The following is a 22,459-nucleotide window of genomic DNA, read 5'->3' as shown; positions in this document are numbered from 1 at the left end:
GGGCTACCCTTGTTGCTGGGTCGCCGCGCGCCCGCACGTCGACGTGTCCGCGAGAGGCCTTTTTCCCGGAGTGATTGAGAGTCCCGTGGCACACGAGCCAGACCTGACCCAGACGGCCGAGCCGTCGTCCGACCGCCGACCCGACACGGTCGTCGATGCCGAGCGCGAATACGACTTCTCCCGTCTGCAGCAGAAGTGGCAGCAGATCTGGGACGAGAAGCAGCCCTTCACGACCGACCCGGACGACACGCGCCCGCGCAAGTACATCCTGGACATGTTCCCGTACCCGTCCGGTGACCTCCACATGGGCCACGCCGAGCAGTACGCGCTGGGTGACATGGTCACGCGCTATTGGCGCCAACAGGGCTTCAACGTGCTGCACCCGATCGGCTGGGACAGCTTCGGCCTGCCGGCGGAGAACGCGGCGATCAAGCGCGGCGTCGACCCCCGAGAATGGACGTACGCCAACATCGCGCAGCAGAAGGCGAGCATGAAGCTCTACGCGCCGTCCTTCGACTGGACGCGTGAGCTGCACACGAGCGACCCCGAGTACTACAAATGGAACCAGTGGCTGTTCCTGGAGATGTACAAGAAGGGTCTCGCGTACCGGAAGGACAGCTGGGTCAACTGGGACCCGGTCGACCAGACGGTGCTCGCGAACGAGCAGGTGCTGGCCGACGGCACGAGCGACCGATCCGGCGCCGTCGTCGTCAAGAAGAAGCTGACGCAGTGGTACTTCAAGATCACCGACTACGCGGACCGTCTGCTCGACGACCTCAACCAGCTCGAGGGCCGCTGGCCGACCAAGGTCCTGAACATGCAGCGCAACTGGATCGGCCGGTCGGTCGGTGCCGATGTGCACTTCACGATCGAGGGGCGTGACGAGAAGGTCACCGTCTTCACGACCCGACCCGACACGCTGTACGGGGCGACGTTCATGGTCGTCGCGCCCGACTCCGACCTCGCCGCCGAGCTGGTGGCCGAGGCGACGGACGACGTCAAGGCGGTCTTCGACGACTACCTCGTCGAGGTGCAGAAGGCCAGCGAGATCGAGCGCCAGTCGAGCGACCGTCCCAAGACGGGTGTGCCGCTCGGCCGGGTCGCGGTCAACCCGCTCACGGGCGACCCGATGCCCGTGTGGGCGGCCGACTACGTGCTGGCCGACTACGGGCACGGTGCGGTCATGGCCGTGCCGGCGCACGACCAGCGCGACCTCGACTTCGCTCGGAAGTACGACCTGCCCGTCCGCGTGGTCGTCGACACGAACGCCCCCGTCACCGGTGTCATCCCCAAGCTCGAGCTCGACGAGAACGGGCAGGCCATCCTGCCCGACGACCTGCCCGAGCTCAATCCGCGTGAGACCGGCGTCGCCCTGACGGGAGACGGCCGCCTGATGAACTCGGGTGCGCTCACGGGTCTCAGCAAGTCGAACGCGATCAAGCGCGTCATCGAGCTGCTCGAGGCGTCGGGCGACGGCAAGGCCGCGAAGACCTACCGTCTGCGCGACTGGCTGATCAGCCGCCAGCGCTTCTGGGGCACGCCGATCCCGATCGTGCACGGCGCCGACGGCGTCGAGGTGCCGGTGCCGTTCGATCAGCTGCCCGTGCTGCTGCCGTCGACCGAAGGGCTCGACCTCAAGCCCAAGGGCAGCTCGCCGCTCGGTGCCGCGGTCGACTGGGTCAACGTGCCCGACCCCCGTGACGGTTCTCCGGCGCGACGGGACGCCGACACGATGGACACGTTCGTCGACAGCTCCTGGTACTTCCTCAGGTTCCTCGACCCGAACGACGACGAGCGCGCCTTCGACCCGGCCCAGGCCAGCAAGTGGGCGCCCGTCGACCAGTACGTCGGCGGCGTGGAGCACGCGATCCTGCACCTGCTCTATGCCCGCTTCATCACCAAGGTGCTGTTCGATCTCGGGCACGTCGACTTCACCGAGCCGTTCAGCGCCCTGCTGAACCAGGGCATGGTCGTGCTCGACGGCGCCAAGATGAGCAAGAGCAAGGGCAACGTCGTCAGCCTCTCCGAGGAGGTCGACCGTCACGGTGTCGACGCGATCCGCCTCACGATGGCGTTCGCCGGTCCGCCGGAGGACGACATCGACTGGGCCGACGTCTCACCGGCCGGGTCGGCGAAGTTCCTGGCGCGCGCGTTCCGGCTCGCGACCGATGTCGACAGCTCGCCCGACGTCGTCTGGGCCGACGGCGACCAGGCGCTCCGCCGCGTGACGCATCGCTTCCTGGCCGAGGCGCCGGGGCTGAGCGAGGCGTTCAAGTACAACGTCGTGGTGGCCCGCCTGATGGAGCTGACCAACGCCATCCGCAAGGCGATCGACGCCGGGCCCGGCGCTTCCGACCCGGCGGTCCGCGAGGCGACCGAGACGGTCGCACTCGGCCTGTCTCTCTTCGCTCCGTACACCGCCTCCGAGATGTGGGAGAAGCTCGGCTACGACGGACTCGGCGTCGCGACCTACGGCTGGCGCAAGGCCGACCCGACGCTGCTCGTCGAGACCAGCGTCACCGCCGTGGTCCAGGTCAACGGCAAGGTCCGCGACCGCCTCGAGGTCTCGCCGAAGATCGCGAGCGAAGACCTGGAGGCGCTGGCTCGGGAGTCGGCGGCCGTCCAGCGGGCGATCGGCGACAAGGAGATCGTGAACGTGATCGTTCGTGCCCCGCGCCTGGTGAACATCGCCGTGAAGTAACGAGGCCCACCGCCGCCGCGCATCGCGGCCATCGGTCCTCCACAGAGACCGCCGTCCCGCCTGATTCCTCAGATCGGGACGGCGGTCTCTCGTCGTCGTGGGCCGGGTTCGTAGGGTCGCCGCGTGACCGTCTCGTTCAGCTCCGCGCCCGACCCCGGGCAGCCCCGCGGCCCGCGATGGCGCGTGGGCATCGGGGCCGTCGTCGTCCTCACCATCGTCGTGCTCGGCGTCGGTATCGCGGTCTCGTCCTTCGCGGCCGGCGGTGGTTCGTCGACGGACGAGGTCGGGGCTCTCGTGACGGCGTTCCCGTCCGGCGGGTCGAGCGGGGCGGGCGACCCGGTCGCCGCGAACGGGGCGTCCGGCGCGGTGTTCGTCCATGTGCTCGGGCAGGTCGTCGCTCCCGGGCTCTACGAGCTCTCGAGCGGGTCGCGGGTCGTCGACGTCGTCTCGGCCGCGGGCGGATTCACCGCCGAGGCCGATCAGGGCGCCGTCAACCTCGCCCGGCCGCTCGTCGACGCCGAGCAGATCATCGTTCCGGCCGTGGGGGAGGCGGTCCCCGAATCGGTGCCGGGCGACCGTGCGGCCGGTGGGTTGGGCGTTGGCGCGGCCGGGGCTCCCTCGGGTCGCGTGAATCTGAACACCGCGGATGCCACGGCGCTCCAGACGCTCCCGGGGGTCGGGCCGGCGACATCGGCGGCCATCCTCGGTTGGCGGCAGCAGAACGGTCGGTTCGCCTCCGTCGACGATCTGCTCGGCGTGACCGGTATCGGCGAGAAGACGGTCGAGCGTTTGCGCGCCCTGGTGACCGTGTGACGCCCCGGATCGACGTCCGGCTGGCGGTGCCGGCCGCAGCAGCCTGGGTGACGCTGGTCGTCTCGGTGCCGAATCCGCGCCTCCTCGGTGGGCTCTCCGTCGCGGCGGGCGCCGCAGCCGTGCTGTTGATCGCGATGGCGCTCACGGGGCGGCGACGGGGCCGTCGCGGTGGACTCGGCGAGATCCGGGAGCCGCGCCTCCTCGTGTCGGTCCTCGCGGTGGCAGCCCTGTCGGCGTCGTGCGGGGCGGCCGTCCTCGGTGCCGCGGCCATCCAGCTTCCCGGCAGGGTGCCGGACGAGCTCACCGACCGGGTGGGTCGCACCCTCGTGGTCGAGGGGCGCAGCCTCGATCGCGTCGTGCCGGGCAGTCGCGCGGTGACGATCGAGGTGACCCGCGCCTCCTCGGGCGGGCGCGTCGTCTGGAGCGGATCGACGTCGATGCTGGTCTTCTCGCCGAGGGCGGCGTCCGAGGTCGAGATCGGAGACATCGTCTCGACACGCGTGACGCTCTTGCCCGGGGAGCCGGGTGGGTCCGTCGCGCTGATGGCTCGTTCCCGGGGCGATCTGACAATCCGGGCCGGTGCGACGGGGCCGACCGCCTGGGCGGGGGAGGTCCGAGCGGCGTTCCGATTCGTCACCTCGGGTCTGCCCGGTGACGGCGGTGCGCTGCTGCCCGGTCTGACGATCGGCGACACCTCCGCTGTGCCCGACGACCTCGACACGTCGATGAAGGGGACCGGGCTCAGCCATCTGACCGCTGTCTCGGGCTCGAACTGCGCCGTGCTCGTCGCGATCGTGATGCTCGGCGGGGGGCTGTGCCGGCTGCCTCGGCTGATGCGCATCGCCGTGGCCGTCGTCGTGCTCGTCGCGTTCGTGGTCCTCGTCACGCCCGAGCCGAGCGTGGTGCGAGCCGCGGTGATGGCGCTCGTCCTGCTGACACAGACCGCAGCGGGGAGGCCCGCGTCCGGTCTCCCGCTGCTCTCGGTCGCGGTGCTCGGTGTGCTCCTGGTCGACCCGTGGCTCGCTCGAGACTTCGCCTTCGCGCTCTCGGTCCTCGCGACGGCCGGTCTCATCGTGTTGTCGGCCCCGCTCGCGCGCCTGCTCGGCATCGTCCTGCCGGAGCCGATCGCACTCCTCCTGGCCGTCCCGGTGGCGGCACAGCTCTCGTGTCAGCCGGTCCTCCTGGTGCTGGAGCCGAGCGTGCCCGTCTACGGGGTGGTCGCCAACGTGCTGGCCGGGCCGGCAGCGCCCGTCGCCACGGTGTTGGGACTCGTCGTCTGCGTGCTGGCGCCGTGGGCACCGACTGCGGCCGGGCTCGTCGCGGCCGTGGCATGGGGGCCGTCGGCGTGGGTGGCCGCGGTGAGCCGGGCGGTCGGCGGCTGGCCTGGCGGACGGCTCGACTGGCTCGAAGGGGGAGTCGGCGTCGTCGCCTGGTCCATCCCGGCGGTCATCCTCGCCGTCGCCGTGCTCGCCGCTGCCCGGTCGCGACCGCGGCGGGCTGCTCTCGCGCTGCTGGTGGCCGTGGGGGTCGCGGCGGCGGCCGCGGGCGTCGGCGCCCGACTCGGCCGGGAGGCCTCGCGCCCCGACGACTGGATCGTCGCCCAGTGCGACGTCGGTCAGGGTGACGCGGTCCTCGTACGAGACACGGGGCGTGTCGCCCTGCTCGACGTCGGGGACGACGAACGGGCTCTGCGGCGCTGCCTGGACGACTTCGGTGTCGACCGGGTCGACCTGCTCGTGCTCACCCACTTCGACATCGATCACGTCGGTGCCGTCGACGTCGTGGTGGGCCTGGTGGGCACCGCCGTGGTCGGGCCCCCGGGCCGGGCGGCCGACGACGACGTCGTGACGAGGCTGACCGCCGGGGGAGCCTCCATCGTGTCGGCGGCGCCGGGTGTCGGCGGCGTCCTCGGACGACTGCCCTGGCGGGTGGTCTGGCCGGGAGGACGGGGCGACCCCGGCAACGACGCCAGCGTGGTCGTGGTCTTCGGAGGCTCCGACTGCGAGGTGTGCCTCCGCATCGTCGACCTCGGCGATCTCGGTGCGGCGGCGCAGCGGCGACTCGCCCGGTCGCTCGAGGGCGGCGGGGGAGTCTCGGGTCTCGGGCCGGTCGACGTCGTGAAGATGTCGCATCATGGCTCGGCCGATCAGGACGACGCTTTCTATGCCGCCTTGCGTCCCGCCGTGGTTCTGGTGGGGGTGGGCGCCGATAACACGTACGGGCACCCCACGGAGGCTGCCCTCGGTCTCGCCGAGGAGCTCGGCGCGACCCTGACTAGGACCGACCTCGAGGGAGCCGCCGCCGTCTCCGGTCGCCCGGGGGCACTCACGCTCTGGCGGGAGCGCACCGTGTCATCCGCTGCCCGTAGGCTTGACGTCGACACCGCGACCACGGCGGCGTCGGAGGAGGATCATGGCGACGCGGGCGGCCGGCAAGACGGCGAAGAAGACGAGCGTCGCCATCGACCAGGTCGCCTGGGACAGGATCAGGCCCACGAGCGTCATCCTGGTCAGCGGGCCCGAGCAGTTCCTGGCCGACCGTGCCGTGCGGCAGCTGCGCGATCAACTGGTCGCCGAAGACCCGAGCCTCGAGGTCAACGACCTCGAGGCCGACCACTATCAACCGGGTGAGCTGATCAGCCTCGCCAGCCCGTCGTTGTTCGCCGAGCCCCGCCTCATCCGGGTCTCGAACGTCGAGAAGTGCACGGACGCCTTCCTGGCCGAGGCGATCCGCTACCTCGAGTCGCCAGCGGAAGACACGTACGTCGTACTGCGGCACGGCGGCGGCGTCCGGGGCAAGAAGCTTCTCGACGCCATCCGGGCGGCCCAGGGCCGCGCGCTCGAGGTCGTCTGCGCCGAGCTCAAGAAGGACACGGAGAAGCTCGACTTCGCCAAGGCGGAGTTCTCGAGCGAGCGTCGCCGCGTGACACCGGGCGCGTTGCGCGCCCTCGTCACCGCGTTCAACGACGACCTCGCCGAGCTCGCGAGCGCCTGCCAGCAGCTGATCAGCGACGCCGCGGCCGAGATCACCGAGTCCACGGTCGAGAAGTACTACGCCGGCCGGGTCGAGACCAACGCCTTCAAGGTGGCGGACGCGGCGATAGCCGGCCAGCAGGGCGAGGCCCTCGTGCTGCTCCGTCACGCGCTGTCGTCCGGTGCCGACCCCGTGCCGATCGTGGCCGCGTTCGCGAGCAAGATGCGCACGATGGCGAAGCTGCAGGGCGCCTCCGGAGGCTCGGGGCAGTTGGCCTCGAGATTCGGCCTGGCTCCGTGGCAGGTCGAGCGCGCGCAGCGCGACCTCCGTGGCTGGACCGAGGAGGGTCTCGGCCGCTGCATCGAGATCCTCGCCGAGACGGACGCGGCGGTGAAGGGTGCGCAACGTGACGCCGTGTACGCCCTCGAGCGCATGGTGACCGTCATCGCGACCCGCGGCGGGCCGCGGCGCTGACGCTGCGGCGCCCCGGCCGGGAAGGCCGGGACATGAAGAAGCCCCCGTCGCGAGACGGGGGCTTCTTCGAACCGCCGGAGCGGTGAGGGTCGAACTAGAGGGCGCTGACCTGCTTGGCGATGGCCGACTTGCGGTTCGCTGCCTGGTTCTTGTGGATGACGCCCTTGCTGACGGCCTTGTCGAGCTTCTTGCCCGCGAGCAGGAGAGCCGAGGTGGCCTTGTCCTTGTCGCCGGCGACGACGGCCTCGCGCGTGGCGCGGACGGCGGTCTTCAGCTCGCTCTTGACGGCCTTGTTGCGGTCCTGGGCCTTCTTGTTGGTGCCGATGCGCTTGATCTGCGACTTGATGTTTGCCACGTGAGCTACTTTCTTGATTCTGTGTCTGGACGGATGTGAATCGCGATCCGCCCTGACTGAGACGTTCCGCGCAAGCCAACAGGCAACGTTACCAGCCTTGTGCCCGACTCTCAACGACCGAGCCCGGCGGCGTGGCGTGCGTCTCGACAGTAGCGTTGTCCCATGCCGTCGCTCGCTCCGCACATCGCCTCCGTCCCCGCCTCGGGCATCCGCCGGATCTTCGAGATGGCGACCACACTCGACGACGTCGCCATGCTCGTGGTCGGCGAGCCCGATGTGCCGGTCGCCCGCCACATCGGCGACGCCGCGCGCCGGGCCTGGTCGGAGGACCGCACCAACTACACCCCCAACGGCGGCATCGCGCCGCTCCGCGAGGCGCTCGTCGCCAAGCTCGCGCGGGAGAACGACGTCCACGTCGACCTCGAGCAGGTCTGGGTGACCATCGGGGCGTCGCAGGGCCTGCACCAGGCCATGGGGCTCCTCCTGGCCGCGGGCGACGAGGTCCTCGTACCCGACCCCGGCTACACCACGTTCACGATGAACGCCCGCATGCTCGACGCCGTGCCCGTGCCCTACACGCTCTCCTCCGAGGCCGGCTTCGTCCCCGACGTGGCCGAGCTGGACGGCCTGGTGGGGGAGCGCACCCGGGCCATCATCGTCAACAGCCCGTCGAACCCGCTCGGCGTGGTCTACTCCGAGGACGTGCTGCAGGGGCTCCTCGACTTCGCCGCGCGGCACGACCTGTGGGTGATCAGCGACGAGGTCTACGAGTACTTCACCTACGGGCCACGACACATCAGCATGGCCGCGCTCGACCGCGACGACCGCGTGTTCAGCGTCTTCTCGTTGAGCAAGACATACGCCATGACCGGTGTCCGGGTCGGCTACCTCGTCACGCCGAAGGGCCTGGCCGACACGATGCGGACGGTCCAGGAGGCGGCGATCAGCTGCGTCGCCGAGCCCGACCAGTTCGCGGCGCTGGCCGCCATCGTGGGCGACCATCAGTCGGTCGCCGACGCGCGCGATCACTACCGCTCCAATGGGGAGCTGGCCATGCGCCTCCTCGATGCCAAGGGCATCCGCTACCTCGAGCCGAACGGCGCCTTCTATCTCTGGGTCGACGTGAGCCACGCGTCGCGCGGCGACGTCGCGACCTGGTGCGAGCGGTTGCTTCTGACGAGTCGGGTGGCCGTGGCACCCGGCAGTGCGTTCGGCCGGTCGGGCGAGGGCTGGATCCGGGTGACGCTCGCAGCCACGCCGGAGACCCTCGAGCGCGGCATCGCGGCGCTCCCTTCTCCGGTCTGACCGCACACGGCGGCGCAGCATGGGAGAATCGTCTGACCGTCCGCGCGTCGGGTCGACAGGTTCGACACGCGGCACCACCGCCCGCCACTCCCAGAGGATCGTGTGAGCCCCCAAGCCCTCCGCGCACTCGAGCCGGCTTCCACCGCGCCCGAGTCCATCCGCAATTTCTGCATCATCGCCCACATCGACCACGGCAAGTCGACGCTGGCCGACCGCATGCTCGGCATCACCGGCGTCGTCGAAGACCGGGCGATGCGCGCGCAGTACCTCGACCGCATGGACATCGAGCGCGAGCGCGGCATCACGATCAAGAGCCAGGCCGTGCGCATGCCCTGGGAGCGCAACGGCGAGACGTTCGCGCTCAACATGATCGACACCCCCGGGCACGTCGACTTCAGCTACGAGGTGTCGCGCTCGCTCGCCGCGTGCGAAGGCGCCATCCTCCTCGTCGACGCCGCTCAGGGCATCGAGGCCCAGACGCTGGCGAACCTGTACCTCGCACTCGAGAACGATCTCGAGATCATCCCGGTGCTGAACAAGATCGACCTGCCCGCCGCCGACCCCGACAAGTACGCGGCCGAGCTCGCGGGCCTGATCGGCGGCGACCCCGCCGACGTGCTGCGGGTGAGCGGCAAGACCGGCATGGGCGTCGAAGACCTGCTCGACCGCGTCGTCGACCGCATCCCGTCGCCGACGGGCGTCAAGGACGCCTCGCCGCGCGCCATGATCTTCGACTCCGTCTACGACAGCTATCGCGGCGTCGTCACGTACATCCGCATGATCGACGGCACATTGAACCCTCGCGAGAAGGTCCAGATGATGTCGACCAAGTCGACACACGACATCCTCGAGATCGGTGTCTCGTCCCCCGAGCCGGTCCCGAGCAAGGGGCTCAGCGTCGGCGAGGTCGGCTACCTCATCACCGGCGTGAAAGACGTGCGGCTGTCGAAGGTCGGCGACACCGTCACGACGGCGGCGAAGCCGGCGACCGAGCCGCTCAGCGGCTACACCGAGCCCCTGCCCATGGTGTTCTCGGGGCTGTATCCCATCGACGGCAGCGACTACCCCGACCTGCGCGAGGCGCTCGACAAACTGAAGCTGTCCGACGCCGCCCTCGTCTACGAGCCCGAGACCTCCGTCGCGCTCGGCTTCGGGTTCCGGTGCGGGTTCCTCGGTCTGCTGCACCTCGAGATCGTGACCGAGCGCCTCGAGCGCGAGTTCGGCCTCGACCTGATCACGACCGCTCCGAGCGTGGTCTACGAGGTCACGACCGACGACAAGAACACGGTGACGGTCACCAACCCCAGCGAGTTCCCGAGCGGCAAGATCGCCAGCGTGCGCGAGCCGATGGTGAAGGCGGCCATCCTCGCGCCGAAGGACTACGTCGGCGTCATCATGGAGCTCTGCCAGCAGCGTCGGGGCAACCTGATCGGCATGGAGTACCTCGGCGAGGACCGCGTGGAGATCCGCTACGCGATGCCGCTCGGCGAGATCGTGTTCGACTTCTTCGACAGCCTCAAGTCGAAGACGGCCGGCTACGCGAGCCTCGACTACGAGCCCGTCGGCGATCAGGAGGCCGATCTCGTCAAGGTCGACATCCTGCTCCAGGGCGAACAGGTCGACGCGTTCAGCGCGATCGTGCACCGGGACAAGGCCTACGCCTACGGTGTGCTCATGACGGGCCGTCTGCGCGAGCTCATCCCGCGGCAGCAGTTCGAGGTGCCCATCCAGGCCGCCATCGGCGCTCGCATCATCGCGCGCGAGAGCATCCGCGCCATGCGCAAGGACGTCCTCGCGAAGTGCTACGGCGGTGACATCAGCCGCAAGCGCAAGCTGCTCGAGAAGCAGAAGGAGGGTAAGAAGCGCATGAAGACCATCGGTCGCGTCGACGTCCCGCAGGAGGCCTTCATCGCGGCGCTCTCGGGCGACGTCGAGAAGAAGGACAAGAAGTAGCGCCATGCGTCGTTCGACCCACACCGAGACCCAGACGACCTACGGCGAAGTCGGGGCGACGCAGGCACCCGATCTGATGCAGTACCCGCCGAAGGGCTTCCGCCCGGCCGAGTACCGCACGCGGGTCGGCCACGGCGACGCCCGCTTCGAGGCCGCCTGGGTCGCGACCCTCACCTGGAAGATCCAGGAGCGCAGCGGCATCACGGTCCGCGTCGACGAGATCCCGCCGGTCGACGAGCACACCTATTCTCCCGTGACGTTCGACGAGTCGGGCGCCCCGGTCGAGGCGGCGGGCTTCGGCGGCCCGGGCCCCGAGTCGCGCTTCGCTCCGGACGGCACGCCGTTCATCACGGCCGGCACGACCGCCACGCTGCAGATGCAGGCCTACGGCCGTCACGTGTCGGCGCCGGTCCGCGTCGTCTACGTCATCGACGAGCCGAAGCGGAAGGGCTTCGCCTACGGCACCCTCGAAGGGCACCCCGAGAGCGGGGAAGAGAGCTGGATCGTCGACCAGACCGACGACGGTTCGGTCTGGCTGACGATCCGTTCGTTCTCCCGGCCCTCCGCCTTCAAGTGGCGTCTCGTCTCCCCGCTGCTCCGCCGCAGCCAGAACATCTACACGCGTCGCTACCTGCGCGCCCTGAGCGTCAACGACGCCGGCGACGTCGCGTCCGACGGAGACTGATGCCCGGCGCTCTCCCTCTCGGCGATCCGGCGCCGTCCGACGGTCGGCTCCCCGCCTCCGTCGTCGACGGCGTCGCGCATCGACACTTCGGCGTCTATCTCCACGTGCCGTTCTGCCGCGTGCGCTGCGGTTACTGCGACTTCAACACCTACACGGGCGACGAGCTGCGCGGCGCCAAGCGTGAGGACTACGCCGAGGAGGCGGTGGCCGAGGTCGGCCTCGCCGGTCGCGTCCTCCGCGACGCCGGCCTGCCCGCTCGGCCGGCGTCCACCGTGTTCTTCGGCGGCGGCACACCCACGATGCTGCCGTCCGGGGATCTCGGTCGCATGCTGTCGGCCGTCGTCGACACCTGGGGGCTCGAGTCGGGAGCCGAGGTCACGACGGAGGCCAACCCCGACTCGGTCGACCAGGCCTACCTCGAGCAGCTCGCCGAGGCGGGCTTCACCCGGGTCAGCTTCGGGATGCAATCGTCCGTCCCGCATGTCCTCGCGACGCTCGAGCGCACGCACGACCCGAGTCGCGTGCCGCTCGTGGTCCGCTGGGCCCGGGAGGCCGGTCTCGACGTCAGTCTCGATCTCATCTACGGCACGCCGGGGGAGTCCCTCGACGACTGGCGTCGATCGCTCGACGTCGCGCTCGAGCAGGAGCCGGACCACCTGTCGGCCTACTCGCTGATCGTCGAGGACGGGACGAAGCTCGCGCGGCAGATCCGGCGCGGCGAGGTCGCCACGCCGGACGACGACACGGCCGCCGATATGTACGAGCTCGCCGACGAGCGCCTGGCCGGGGCGGGCTACGAGTGGTACGAGGTCAGCAACTGGTCCCGAGGCGAGGCGCACCGCTCGCGCCACAACCTGGCGTACTGGCAGGGCCACGACTGGTGGGGTGTGGGCCCGGGGGCTCACAGCCACGTCGGCGGGGTCCGCTGGTGGAACGTCAAGCACCCGGCCGCCTACGCCCAACGCATGGCGGCGGGGGAGTCCCCGGCCGCCGGGCGCGAGACCCTCGACGACGAGACCCGGCGTGTCGAGCGCGTGCTGCTCTCGGTCAGGACGAGCGAAGGCCTGCCGACGGCGGACCTCGACGATGCGGGGCGGGCGGCCGTGGCAGGCCTCATCGCGGACGGCTGGGTCGACGGGCGCGGAGCGATCCGCGGTCGCGTCCAGCTCACCCGGGCAGGGCGTCTGATGGCCGATGCGGTCGTCCGACGCCTGCTGCCCGAGTGACGCGGCTCAGTCTTTGATGAATTCGATGGACAGCGGGTACTTGTAGTAGAGGCCCTTGTTGGCGGCGATGGCCGCCAGGATCGAGAACACGATCACGACGATGGCGACGGCGAGCAGGATCAGCCCGCCGATGACGATGACCGTCGTGGCGGCGCCGATGACACCGGCGATGGCCATGGTGATCTGGAAGTTCAGTGCGACGCGGGTGTGCTCGCGGATGAACGGACCGCGGTCCTTGAGCACGAGGTAGCCGACCAGCGACGGGATGAAGTAGAAGAGGATGCCGCCGACGTGGATCAGCGTCGCCCAGAGCTTCTCGTCTTCGGGGCGCAGCGGCTGCTGGCCCTGGCCGAACGGGGGCTGCTGCCCGCCGTAGGGCGGCTGGCCCGAGTGCGGCGGCTGACCGGCCGGCGGTTGCTGGCCGTTGTAGGGGTCGTGAGGCTGTGAAGGCATGTCGCTCATGCGGCGAGCATAGGGCAGCATCGCGCGTCGGGAGTAGGCCCTCCGGGGGAGGTGACGTAGGATTGGCAGTCGAATATCGCGAGTGCCAATCGACCGAGGTCGCACGGCCTCGTCGTCGATCGTCACGGACAGGAGGTGGATCGTGGTCTCTGAACGGGGTCTCGAGGTCCTCCGTGTCATCGTGCACGACTACGTGGCGTCCCGGGAGCCCGTCGGCTCCAAGTCGATCGTCGAACGCCATCACTTCGGCGTCTCGGCGGCGACGATCCGCAACGACATGGCGCTCCTCGAAGAAGAGGAGCTGATCACGGCGCCGCACACCTCGTCCGGCCGCGTGCCGACCGACAAGGGCTACCGGCTGTTCGTGAATCAGCTGGCCGACCTGCGGCCGCTCTCCTCGGCCCAACGGCAGGCGATCGAGACCTTCCTCGGCGACTCGACCGACCTCGACGAGGTCCTCGCCCGGACGGTGCGACTGCTCTCGCAGCTCACGAACCAGGTCGCCCTGGTCCAGTACCCCACGTTCTCCCGCGCCCGCGTCCGGCACATCGAGCTGGTGCGCCTCGGCGACACGCGCATCATGGCCGTGCTGATCACCGACAGCGGGCAGGTCGAGCAGCGGCTGGTCGAGACCGCGGCGCCCGTTGAAGACGGCTTCCTGGCCGAGCTGCGGGCGACGGTCAACACGGCGGTGGGCGGCGAGACGCTGAGCGTCGCCGCGGCCGGTCTCGCCGACCTCCCCTCGAGGTTCCGCCCCGATCTCGCCGAGGTCGTCACCGTCATCGTGACCAGTCTCGTCGAGCAGTTGGCGGCCGGCCGACAGGAGAAGCTCGTCATGGCCGGCGCGGCCAACCTGGTCCGCACCGAGGACGACTTCAGCGGCAATCTCTTCCCCGTGCTCGAGGCCATCGAAGAACAGGTGGCCCTGCTCCGACTCTTCGGCGAGATGCAACTCGACGCCGTCGACGTGGCGGCCAGCATCGGCCGGGAGAACGCGTCGTTCGGTCTGTCGCAGACCTCCGTCGTGGCCAGCGGCTACACGTCGTCCGGCAGCGAGATCGCCCGCCTGGGCGTCCTCGGCCCGATGCGGATGGACTACTCCACCAACATGGCGTCCGTCCGGGCGGTGGCCCGATACCTGTCGTCTCTGCTCGCCGAGCGGTGAGCGTGACCCGACCCGCGCCTCCTGACGTCGACCCGACCCGCACCACCCATCCGATGCACCACCCCGCAGACCACCACAAGAGGTAGACGAGAACCAGTGGCAGATCATTACGACGTCCTCGGTGTCGACCGTTCGGCGACGCCCGAAGAGATCAAGAAGGCGTACCGCAAGCTCGCCCGCGAGCTACACCCGGACGTGAACCCCAGCCCCGAGGCATCCGAGCGCTTCAAGGACGTGACCCACGCCTACGACGTGCTGAGCGATCCCGCACAACGCGAGCGCTACGACCTGGGCCCGCAGGCCGGCTTCGGCGGCGGCGGAGGCGCCGGGGGCTTCGGCGACATCTTCGACGCGTTCTTCGGCGGGGGCGGCGGCCAGCGTCAGGGGCCGCGGTCGCGTCGGGAGCGCGGGCAGGACGCCCTGCTGCGCCTCGAGGTCGATCTCGACGAGATCGTCTTCGGCACCCAGCGCGACATCGAGGTCGACACGGCGGTGCTGTGCGAGACCTGCAACGGCTCGTGCTGCGCCCCGGGCACCTCGCCCGTCACCTGCGACATCTGCCACGGCAGCGGTCAGATCCAGCGCACGGTGCGCTCGCTCCTCGGCAACGTCATGACGTCGAGCCCGTGCGGCACCTGCCGCGGCTACGGCACCGTCATCCCGAACCCGTGCCCCACCTGCCAGGGCCAGGGCCGCGTCCGCGCCCGTCGCACCATCCCCATCGACATCCCGGCCGGTGTCGACACCGGCCTCCGGCTCCAGCTGCCCGGTCAGGGCGAGGTCGGCCAGGCCGGTGGTCCGAACGGCGACCTGTACCTCGAGGTCAAGGTCAAGCACCACGACACCTACAGCCGCAACGGCGACGACCTGCTGGCGACGCTCGAGGTCCAGATGGCCGATGCGATCCTCGGCACGAGCACGACGCTCACGGGACTCGACGGCCCGATCGAGGTCGAGATCCGCCCGGGCACCCAGAGCGCCGACGTCATCACGGTCAAGGACCGTGGCGTCACGCGGCTGCGCGGTGCAGGCCGGGGAGACCTCAAGATCGGCGTGCAGGTGGTCACCCCCACGAAGCTGTCGCACAAAGAACGCGAGTTGATCGAGAAGTTCGCCTCGGGTCGTCGTGAGCAGGCGCCCGAGCTGTCGCACTTCCAGCAGGGTCTGTTCGGCAAGCTGCGCGATCGCTTCCTGAACTTCTGACGATGGCGCACTTCTATCTCGTCGACGACCTCGACGAGGCACGGGTCGGTTCCCGTGTCGTGGTGAGCGGGCCCGAAGCTCGGCATGCCGTCACGGTGAGCCGCGTCCGGGTGGGCGAGTCCCTGCGTCTCGGAAACGGCCGCGGGCTCGTCGTCGAGGGCGAGGTCGAGGAGGCGCAGGGCGACCGCCTGACGCTCGTCGCGTCGGTCGTCACGCATGTCGAGCGCGTGGCGCCGCGGCTCGTCCTCGTGCAGGCCCTGGCCAAGGGCGACCGCGACGAGCTCGCCGTCCAGGCGTCGACCGAGCTCGGCGTCGACGAGGTCGTGCCGTGGCAGGCGGCGCGCAGCGTGTCGCGCTGGCAGGGCCCCAAGATCGAGAAGGGGCTGACCCGGTGGCGTTCGATCGTGCGGGAGGCCACCAAGCAGGCCGTCCGGCCGTGGACGCCGAGGGTCGACGACCTGGTCGGCACGAAGCAGCTCGTGGCTCGCGCGGGCGTGTCCGGCTCCCTCGTCTTCGTGCTCGAGCCCACGGCCGAGCTGGCGTTGTCCGCCGTCGACATCGACGTCGAGACGACCCGAGAGGTGCTCCTGGTCGTGGGCCCCGAGGGAGGCATCGAGCCGAGCGAGATCAGCCAGTTGGTCGACGCCGGTGCCGTACCGGTGAGGCTCGGCGCCTCGGTGCTCCGCACCTCGACGGCGGGCCCGGCGGCCCTCGCCGTCGTCAACGTCCGTCTCGGACGCTGGTGACGGAGGCCGTCGGTAGCATGGGCGGCATGTCCACCGACACGTCCACGCAGCCTGCCGAGCCGTCCGTCTTCACGCTCATCATCGATCGCGCGATCCCCGCCGACATCGTGTTCGAGAACGATCGCGTGATCGCGTTCAAAGACAACGCGCCGAAGGCACCCGTCCATCTGCTTGTCGTCCCCAAGACACAGCAGTACCGCGACGTGGTCGAGCTGGCGGCGGGTGACCCGGCTCTGCTCGCCGAGATGGTCGCCACGGCCCAGCGGATCGCGTCCGACCCCGAGCTGATGCAGGGTGCCACACCCGGTCAGTTCCGATTGATCTTCAACACCGGCGAAGCCGTCGGTCAGACCGTGTTCCACGTGCACGCCCATGTGCTCGCGGGCAACCTGGAGGAAGGCTCTCTTGCCCACTCGTGACACCAGCCCTGCCGGGCACCCCACCGATGCCGACGGCACTCGCGCCGACACCACTCGCATCGACATCGCCGTCGACGGCGTCGCCATGGTGCAACTGCTCGGCCCCCAAGACCGGCTGCTGAAGGCCGTCGAGAAGCAGTACCCCGACGTGCGAGTGCTCGTGCGGGGCAACGAGGTCGCCCTCGAGGGGCCGACCGACTCCGTCTCCCGCGCCCGCGGTCTCGTCGACGAGCTCGTCTCGATGGTGCGCGGCGGGCACGACCTCGGCCCGGCCGAGGTCGTGTCGTCGGCCAAGATCCTCGACGAGGGCAAGGGCAGCCCGGCCGAGCTGTTCGGCCAGGCGATCCTGTCGAACCGGGGCAAGAGCATCCGCCCCAAGACACTCGGCCAGAAGCAGTACGTCGACGCCATCGACGAGAACACCATCGTCTTCGGCATCGGCCCCGCGGGCACCGGCAAGACCTATCTCGCGATGGCGAAGGCCGTCCAGGCCCTGCAGCGCCGCGAGGTGCAGCGCATCATCCTGACGCGGCCCGCCGTGGAGGCGGGGGAGCGTCTGGGGTTCCTGCCCGGCACGCTGACCGACAAGATCGACCCGTATCTGCGCCCTCTCTACGATGCGCTGAACGAGATGATGGACCCCGAGATCGTCCCCAAGCTGTTGGCGGCGGGCACGGTCGAGGTCGCACCGCTCGCCTATATGCGCGGCCGCACGCTCAACGACTCGTTCGTCGTTCTCGACGAGGCTCAGAACACGACGCCCGAGCAGATGAAGATGTTCTTGACCCGGCTCGGCTTCGGGTCGCGCATGGTCGTCACGGGCGACGTCACCCAGGTCGACCTGCCCACCGGTGCCAGCGGCCTGCAGCTGGTCACCCGCGTGCTCGACGACATCGACGACATCCACTTCGCGCGACTCACGAGCGACGACGTCGTGCGTCACACCCTGGTCGGCCGCATCGTCGACGCCTACACCCGATACGACGCCGAACGTCAGGCCTCGCGGTTCGCCCATGACGAGGCCAAGGCCCCCGAGGGCGCGAACCGTTCCGACCGCCGCGCCTCGGCCCCGCGCGACCGCCTGCCCAAGAAGGGAACTCGATGAGCATCGAGATCAACAACGAGTCCAGCATCCCGGTCGACGAGGCCGCCCTCCAACGGCTCGCGACGTTCGCGCTCGACCAGATGCACGTGCATCCCGAGGCGGAGCTGGCGATCGTGCTCGTCGACGAGGCCGCGATGGAACAGCTCCACGTGCAGTGGATGGACGAGCCGGGCCCGACCGACGTGCTGAGCTTCCCGATGGACGAGCTGCGTCCCGGCACCGAAGACGAGCCGACGCCCCCCGGTCTGCTCGGCGACATCGTGCTGTGCCCCCAGGTCGCCATCGCGCAGGCCGAGACGGCCGGCCACTCGCCCCTCGACGAGATGCAACTGCTGACCTGCCACGGCATCCTGCACCTGCTCGGGTTCGACCACGCCGAACCCGACGAGGAGCGCGAGATGTTCGGTCTGCAGCGCGAGATCCTGGCGGCGTTCGCGACAGCCGACGCCGGTCGGTGACATCGTGATGGTCACGGTGTTCGTCGTCGTGGCGGTCGTCCTGGTGGTCTTCGGCGGTCTGCTGGCCGCGATCGACTCCGCTCTCGGCGTCCTCAGCAGGAACGACCTGCTCGACGAGGCCGAGCAGACGCCACGGAGTGCGAGGGCGCTCACGGCCATCGCCGGCGATGTGGGGGCCCACACCAACGCCGTCAACTTCGTCCGCATCCTGGCCGAGACCTCGGCGGCCGTGTTGGTCTCGTTGGCCTTCGCGTCCACGTTCGACGAGTGGTGGCTCGCCCTCCTCGCATCGGCCCTGATCATGACCGTCGTGTCGTTCGTCCTCGTGGGCTCGAGCCCGCGCAGCGTGGGGCGGGCGCACGCCCACGGTCTCGTCCGCTGGACGGCCTCCCTGGTGCGGTTCGTGCGCATCGTGCTCGGCCCGTTGGCCGACCTGCTGGTGGCCATCGGCAACCGCGTCACGCCCGGGCGTCCACGGACGGCGACCTTCTCGTCGGAGGAGCAGCTGCTCAGCATGGTCGACGAGGCGACCGAGCTGGACGTGCTCGAAGAGGACGACCGAGAGCTGATCCACTCGATCTTCGAGTTCAGCGACACGGTCGTCCGGGAGGTCATGATCCCACGCACCGACATGGTGACCGTCGACAGCACGGCCACGGTCGGTGCGGCGATGTCGTTGTTCCTCGGGCGGGGTGTCTCCCGCGTGCCGGTCGTGGGGCGCGATACCGACGACGTCGTGGGCGTCGTCTACCTCCGCGATCTCGCGCGGCGGCTGCACGAGCGGGCCGAGTCCGACGGCGATCCGCTCGCCACCCTCGTCCGGCCCGCGCTCTTCGTCCCCGAGTCCAAGAAGGCCGACGAGACCCTGCGGCAGATGCAGGCCGACAAGAACCACCTGGCGTTGGTCGTGGACGAGTACGGCGGTATCGCCGGCCTCGTGACCCTCGAAGACCTCATCGAAGAACTCGTCGGCGACATCAGTGACGAGTACGACCGAACGGTGATCGAGCACCGTGAGGTGTCCGACGGCGTCCACCGCGTCAGCGCGCGGATGCCCGTCGACGAACTCGGCGATCTCTTCGGCATCGAACTCGACGACGACGACGTCGACTCGGCCGGTGGGCTCCTCACCAAGACCCTGGGCCGACTGCCCGAGCGAGGCGACACCGTGACGGTGTCCGGCCTCGTCCTCACCGCCGATCGCATGGAGGGGCGTCGTCACGATCTGCAGACCGTGCTCGTCGAGCGCGCCCCCGCCCTCGCCGACGCCGAAGCCGCCTTCGGCGATCGCACCGACAGCAGCACGAGAGAGAACTCATGAGCACCACGAGCGAACACACCGGCGACGACGGCCCCGCACAGGGCGATCCCGGATACCGAGCCGGCTTCGTGACCTTCGTCGGCCGACCGAACGTCGGCAAGTCGACCTTGATGAACGCCCTGGTCGGGCAGAAGGTCGCGATCACGTCGTCGAAGCCGCAGACCACGCGACGTGCCATCCGGGGCATCGTGCACCGCACCGACGGCCAGCTCGTCGTCGTCGACACCCCGGGCATGCACCGGCCGCGCACCCTGCTCGGCGAGCGACTCAACGATGTCGTCCAGACGACGCTCGGCGACGTCGACGTCATCGGTTTCTGCGTCCCCGCCGACGAGAAGATCGGCCCCGGCGACCGGTACATCAACGAGCAGCTCGACCAGTACCCCCGTGCCAAGAAGGTGGCGATCGTCACGAAGACGGACACGACGTCGCGGCCTGCCGTCGCCGAGCAGCTGCTGGCCGTGAGCCGTCTGCGCGAGTGGGATGCCATCATCCCGTTGTCGGCGCTCGGCGACGTCCAGCTCGACGTCCTCGTGACCGAGGTCGTCAAACTGATGCCGCTCTCGCAGCCGCTCTACCCGGCCGACGCCGTGACCGAGGAGGGCCTGGAAGACCGCGTGTCGGAGTACATCCGCGAAGCGGCCCTCGAGGGTGTGCAGGACGAACTGCCGCACTCGCTCGCGGTCACCATCGACGACATGGTCGAGCGCGACGACAAGGACCTCCTCGAGATCTACGCCAACCTGTTCGTCGAGCGCGACAGCCAGAAGGCCATCGTGATCGGGAAGGGCGGTGCCCGTCTGCGCGAGGTCGGCGAGCGGGCCCGCGCCCAGATCGAGCCGCTGGTGGGCAAGCAGGTCTTCCTGTCGATCCGGGTCAAGGTCGCGAAGGAGTGGCAGCGTGACCCGAAGCTCCTGGGACGGCTCGGCTTCTGATCGGTGGTCGTGGACGCCGTCCGGGCCGTTCCCGCCGTCCATCGGCAGGATGATTCGGGTCGGTCGGGCGTCGCGACCATCGGGATCGGTCTCGGCGCGAGCCGTCCGACACCGTACGGTGGTCGGATGATCGTCCGTCGCCTCGCGCCCTATCAGGTCGCCGTCGACATCGCTCTCGCCGTCGCACTCGGTATCGCGAGCGTCCCGTGGCTGACGCGCAGCGACCTCAGCATCGTGGTCACGCTCGGCATGATGCTCTGCCTCTCGCTGCGGCGCCTGTCGCCAGGGCTCGCGCTGACCGTCGCGTGGTTGGGCGCGGTGGCCGAGATGGCGACGCTGACCACACCGCAGATCAGCAACCTCGCCATCTGCGCCGTGCTGTTCACCGCCGCGGCGTACGGCGGCGACCGCGTCAAGACGGCCGGTCTCGTCTCGGTGCCCGTCGGGGCGGTCCTCGGCACGCTCTACGTGACGACGGTGCAGACCGAGCTCTTCGGCATCAACTACAACATCACCGGCGTCACCGACATCGTGCGCGTCCTGCTCCAGTGGGGCATCACCTTCCTCGGGTTCCTCGGGCTGCTCGGTCTGCCCTGGGCCCTCGGCCTCCTGACGCGCAGCCGATCGGCGGAGCGGATGAGCCGCGAGGCCCAGCTCATCGCCGAGCGCGAGGCCGCCCGAGCCGAGGGCGACGCCGCCCGGGCCGAACGCGAGGCCGTCCGCGCGGAACGCGACATCGCGGTCGAGCAGGAGCGCAACCGGATCGCCCGCGACATGCACGACGTGGTCGCGCACTCCCTGGCCGTGGTCATCGCGCAGGCCGACGGCGCGCGCTACGCCGCCCGCGTCGACCCGTCGGGCATCGACGACGCGCTGGGGACGATCGCGGGGACGGCCCGCGAGGCACTCGGCGAGGTGCGCGTGCTGCTGGGCCAGCTCCGGCACAGTCAGGGGGAGGCGCCGCAGCAGGCCCTCGGCGACCTGGAGCGCCTCGTCGAGCAGATGCGCGCCTCCGGGCTCGTCGTCGATCGCCGTGAGACCGGCGACGTCACGACGCTCGGTAGCAATCGCCAACTCGCCGTCTACCGCATCGTGCAGGAGTCCCTCACGAACGTCCTCCGGCACGGCGACGTCGCCAGACCGGTCGAGCTCTGGTTCGACTGGCGCTTCGACGCCCTGCACGTCGTCGTGACGAGCAGCACGAGGCCCCCGGACGCCGAGTCGGACGCCGCCCCCGGCGACGAGCGCCGCGGCGGACACGGTCTCGACGGCATGCGCGAGCGCGCCACCCTCGCAGGGGGCTCCTTGACGACCCAGAACGCCGACGGCCGGTTCGTCGTCCATGCCATCGTGCCGACCTCGGCACTCACCCAGGAGGTTCGGATCAGATGACCACCCCCATCCGCGTCGCGCTCGTCGACGATCAGGCGCTCTTCCGAGCAGGCATCAAGATGTTGGTGTCGTCGCAGACCGACCTGGAGTTCGTCGGCGAGGCCAGCAACGGCGAGGAGGGCGTGGCGATGATCGCCCGCACGCTGCCGGACGTGGTCCTGATGGACATCCGCATGCCCGTCATGGACGGCATCGCCGCCACGACGACGGTGCTCGCCCAGGCCGAGGCCGAGGCGCGCAAGCCGGCGCGCATCATCGTGCTGACGACGTTCGACCTCGACGAGGCGGCGACCAGGGCCATCCGAGGAGGCGCGAGCGGCTTCGTCCTGAAAGACGCCGATCCCGAGTTCCTCCTGGCCGCCATCCGCACGGTGCACGCGGGCACGGCCGTCATCGCGGCGAGTGCGACGCGAGAGCTCTTCGAGCACTTCGACGGCCGTGCGGCCAAGGCGGCCGGGGTGCCCGCGGCCTTCCAGTCCTTGACCACCCGAGAGCGCGACATCTTCGTCCTGGCCGCGCGGGGGCTCAGCAACTCCGAGATCGCGACGCGCGAGTTCCTCAGCGAGGCCACCGTCAAGACGCACATCAGCCGTGTGCTCGCCAAGCTGTCACTCCGTGATCGGGTCCAGCTCGTGGTCTACGCCTACGAGCACGGCCTCGCCGAGTGACGAAGCGCCCGATCGGCCGGCGGGCGGCTTCCTAAGAATCCTCGATGACGGCGCCGACAGATCGCTGTCGGGCGTCTCTGCACGACATATGCGGCAGCAG

Annotated in this window: 19 protein-coding genes and 1 pseudogene; 18 read left to right on the top strand and 2 right to left on the bottom strand. The window is 69.9% G+C overall.

Features of this window, described 5'->3' with window-relative positions; genetic code table 11:
• Nucleotides 1-85 precede the first annotated feature (85 nt).
• The 4 genes and pseudogenes from leuS (at nucleotide 86) to holA (ending at nucleotide 6,961) form a co-directional block, all read left to right on the top strand.
• Nucleotides 86-2,701 (top strand): leucine--tRNA ligase, encoded by a 2,616-nt coding sequence (leuS, locus tag ACPEEZ_RS08585; RefSeq protein ID WP_423917493.1) that lies wholly within the window; start codon nucleotides 86-88, stop codon nucleotides 2,699-2,701.
• 123 nt (nucleotides 2,702-2,824) lie between these two features.
• Nucleotides 2,825-3,514, top strand: coding sequence for a helix-hairpin-helix domain-containing protein (locus ACPEEZ_RS08580; protein WP_423917490.1), 690 nt, complete (start codon nucleotides 2,825-2,827; stop codon nucleotides 3,512-3,514).
• Nucleotides 3,515-3,648: 134 nt separating this feature from the next.
• Nucleotides 3,649-5,322, top strand: a pseudogene (locus tag ACPEEZ_RS08575) (ComEC/Rec2 family competence protein); the annotation flags it as partial.
• A gap of 604 nt (nucleotides 5,323-5,926) precedes the next feature.
• On the top strand, nucleotides 5,927-6,961 hold the full coding sequence (gene holA, locus ACPEEZ_RS08570; protein ID WP_423917487.1) for a DNA polymerase III subunit delta: 1,035 nt from the start codon (nucleotides 5,927-5,929) through the stop codon (nucleotides 6,959-6,961).
• A gap of 94 nt (nucleotides 6,962-7,055) precedes the next feature.
• On the opposite strand, the gene rpsT is transcribed toward holA, so the two are convergent.
• Nucleotides 7,056-7,316 carry a 30S ribosomal protein S20 gene (gene rpsT, locus ACPEEZ_RS08565; RefSeq protein WP_423917485.1) on the bottom strand — a complete coding sequence of 87 codons (261 nt, stop codon included), beginning with the start codon at nucleotides 7,314-7,316 and terminating at the stop codon, nucleotides 7,056-7,058.
• A gap of 162 nt (nucleotides 7,317-7,478) precedes the next feature.
• On the opposite strand from rpsT, the gene ACPEEZ_RS08560 reads away from it, so the two are divergent.
• The 4 genes from ACPEEZ_RS08560 (at nucleotide 7,479) to hemW (ending at nucleotide 12,485) form a co-directional block, all read left to right on the top strand.
• Nucleotides 7,479-8,621, top strand: a complete 1,143-nt coding sequence (locus tag ACPEEZ_RS08560) for a pyridoxal phosphate-dependent aminotransferase (RefSeq protein ID WP_423917482.1) — start codon at nucleotides 7,479-7,481, stop codon at nucleotides 8,619-8,621.
• Between the two features lie 102 nt (nucleotides 8,622-8,723).
• The gene (gene lepA / locus ACPEEZ_RS08555) at nucleotides 8,724-10,574 is read left to right on the top strand and encodes a translation elongation factor 4 (protein WP_423917479.1); all 1,851 of its coding nucleotides are present in this window, start codon (nucleotides 8,724-8,726) and stop codon (nucleotides 10,572-10,574) included.
• A 4-nt stretch (nucleotides 10,575-10,578) separates the two neighbouring features.
• Nucleotides 10,579-11,259, top strand: a complete 681-nt coding sequence (locus ACPEEZ_RS08550) for a DUF1990 family protein (RefSeq protein ID WP_423917476.1) — start codon at nucleotides 10,579-10,581, stop codon at nucleotides 11,257-11,259.
• Nucleotides 11,259-12,485, top strand: coding sequence for a radical SAM family heme chaperone HemW (gene hemW, locus ACPEEZ_RS08545; protein ID WP_423917473.1), 1,227 nt, complete (start codon nucleotides 11,259-11,261; stop codon nucleotides 12,483-12,485). Before ACPEEZ_RS08550 ends, hemW begins: the two co-directional genes overlap by 1 nt.
• A 6-nt stretch (nucleotides 12,486-12,491) precedes the next feature.
• Here hemW and ACPEEZ_RS08540 read toward each other — a convergent pair whose 3' ends face one another.
• The gene (locus ACPEEZ_RS08540; protein ID WP_423917470.1) at nucleotides 12,492-12,947 is read right to left on the bottom strand and encodes a DUF4870 domain-containing protein; all 456 of its coding nucleotides are present in this window, start codon (nucleotides 12,945-12,947) and stop codon (nucleotides 12,492-12,494) included.
• A gap of 142 nt (nucleotides 12,948-13,089) precedes the next feature.
• Here ACPEEZ_RS08540 and hrcA point away from each other — a divergent pair, with 142 nt between their 5' ends.
• The 10 genes from hrcA (at nucleotide 13,090) to ACPEEZ_RS08490 (ending at nucleotide 22,359) form a co-directional block, all read left to right on the top strand.
• Nucleotides 13,090-14,112 (top strand): heat-inducible transcriptional repressor HrcA, encoded by a 1,023-nt coding sequence (gene hrcA / locus ACPEEZ_RS08535; protein ID WP_423917468.1) that lies wholly within the window; start codon nucleotides 13,090-13,092, stop codon nucleotides 14,110-14,112.
• Between the two features lie 96 nt (nucleotides 14,113-14,208).
• Entirely contained in the window at nucleotides 14,209-15,315 is a 1,107-nt protein-coding gene (gene dnaJ, locus ACPEEZ_RS08530) for a molecular chaperone DnaJ (RefSeq protein ID WP_423917465.1), read from the top strand.
• 2 nt (nucleotides 15,316-15,317) lie between these two features.
• Nucleotides 15,318-16,061, top strand: a complete 744-nt coding sequence (locus ACPEEZ_RS08525; RefSeq protein ID WP_423917463.1) for a 16S rRNA (uracil(1498)-N(3))-methyltransferase — start codon at nucleotides 15,318-15,320, stop codon at nucleotides 16,059-16,061.
• 26 nt (nucleotides 16,062-16,087) lie between these two features.
• Entirely contained in the window at nucleotides 16,088-16,480 is a 393-nt protein-coding gene (locus ACPEEZ_RS08520) for a histidine triad nucleotide-binding protein (protein WP_423917460.1), read from the top strand.
• Between the two features lie 85 nt (nucleotides 16,481-16,565).
• Nucleotides 16,566-17,585, top strand: coding sequence for a PhoH family protein (locus ACPEEZ_RS08515; RefSeq protein WP_423924219.1), 1,020 nt, complete (start codon nucleotides 16,566-16,568; stop codon nucleotides 17,583-17,585).
• Nucleotides 17,582-18,043, top strand: coding sequence for an rRNA maturation RNase YbeY (ybeY, locus tag ACPEEZ_RS08510; protein ID WP_423917457.1), 462 nt, complete (start codon nucleotides 17,582-17,584; stop codon nucleotides 18,041-18,043). Before ACPEEZ_RS08515 ends, ybeY begins: the two co-directional genes overlap by 4 nt.
• Nucleotides 18,044-18,050: 7 nt before the next feature.
• The gene (locus tag ACPEEZ_RS08505) at nucleotides 18,051-19,364 is read left to right on the top strand and encodes a hemolysin family protein (RefSeq protein WP_423924218.1); all 1,314 of its coding nucleotides are present in this window, start codon (nucleotides 18,051-18,053) and stop codon (nucleotides 19,362-19,364) included.
• The gene (era, locus tag ACPEEZ_RS08500; RefSeq protein ID WP_423917454.1) at nucleotides 19,361-20,299 is read left to right on the top strand and encodes a GTPase Era; all 939 of its coding nucleotides are present in this window, start codon (nucleotides 19,361-19,363) and stop codon (nucleotides 20,297-20,299) included. Before ACPEEZ_RS08505 ends, era begins: the two co-directional genes overlap by 4 nt.
• Before the next feature lie 126 nt (nucleotides 20,300-20,425).
• A complete protein-coding gene (locus tag ACPEEZ_RS08495) occupies nucleotides 20,426-21,691 on the top strand; it encodes a sensor histidine kinase (RefSeq protein ID WP_423917451.1) in 1,266 nt (421 codons plus the stop codon).
• Nucleotides 21,688-22,359, top strand: coding sequence for a response regulator (locus tag ACPEEZ_RS08490; protein WP_423917449.1), 672 nt, complete (start codon nucleotides 21,688-21,690; stop codon nucleotides 22,357-22,359). The genes ACPEEZ_RS08495 and ACPEEZ_RS08490 overlap by 4 nt, the downstream gene beginning before the upstream one ends.
• Nucleotides 22,360-22,459: the final 100 nt, after the last annotated feature.

The organism is Frigoribacterium sp. 2-23 (assembly GCF_049601585.1).
Lineage (GTDB): Bacteria > Actinomycetota > Actinomycetes > Actinomycetales > Microbacteriaceae > Frigoribacterium.
This window is presented reverse-complemented; position numbering and strand designations above follow the sequence as displayed.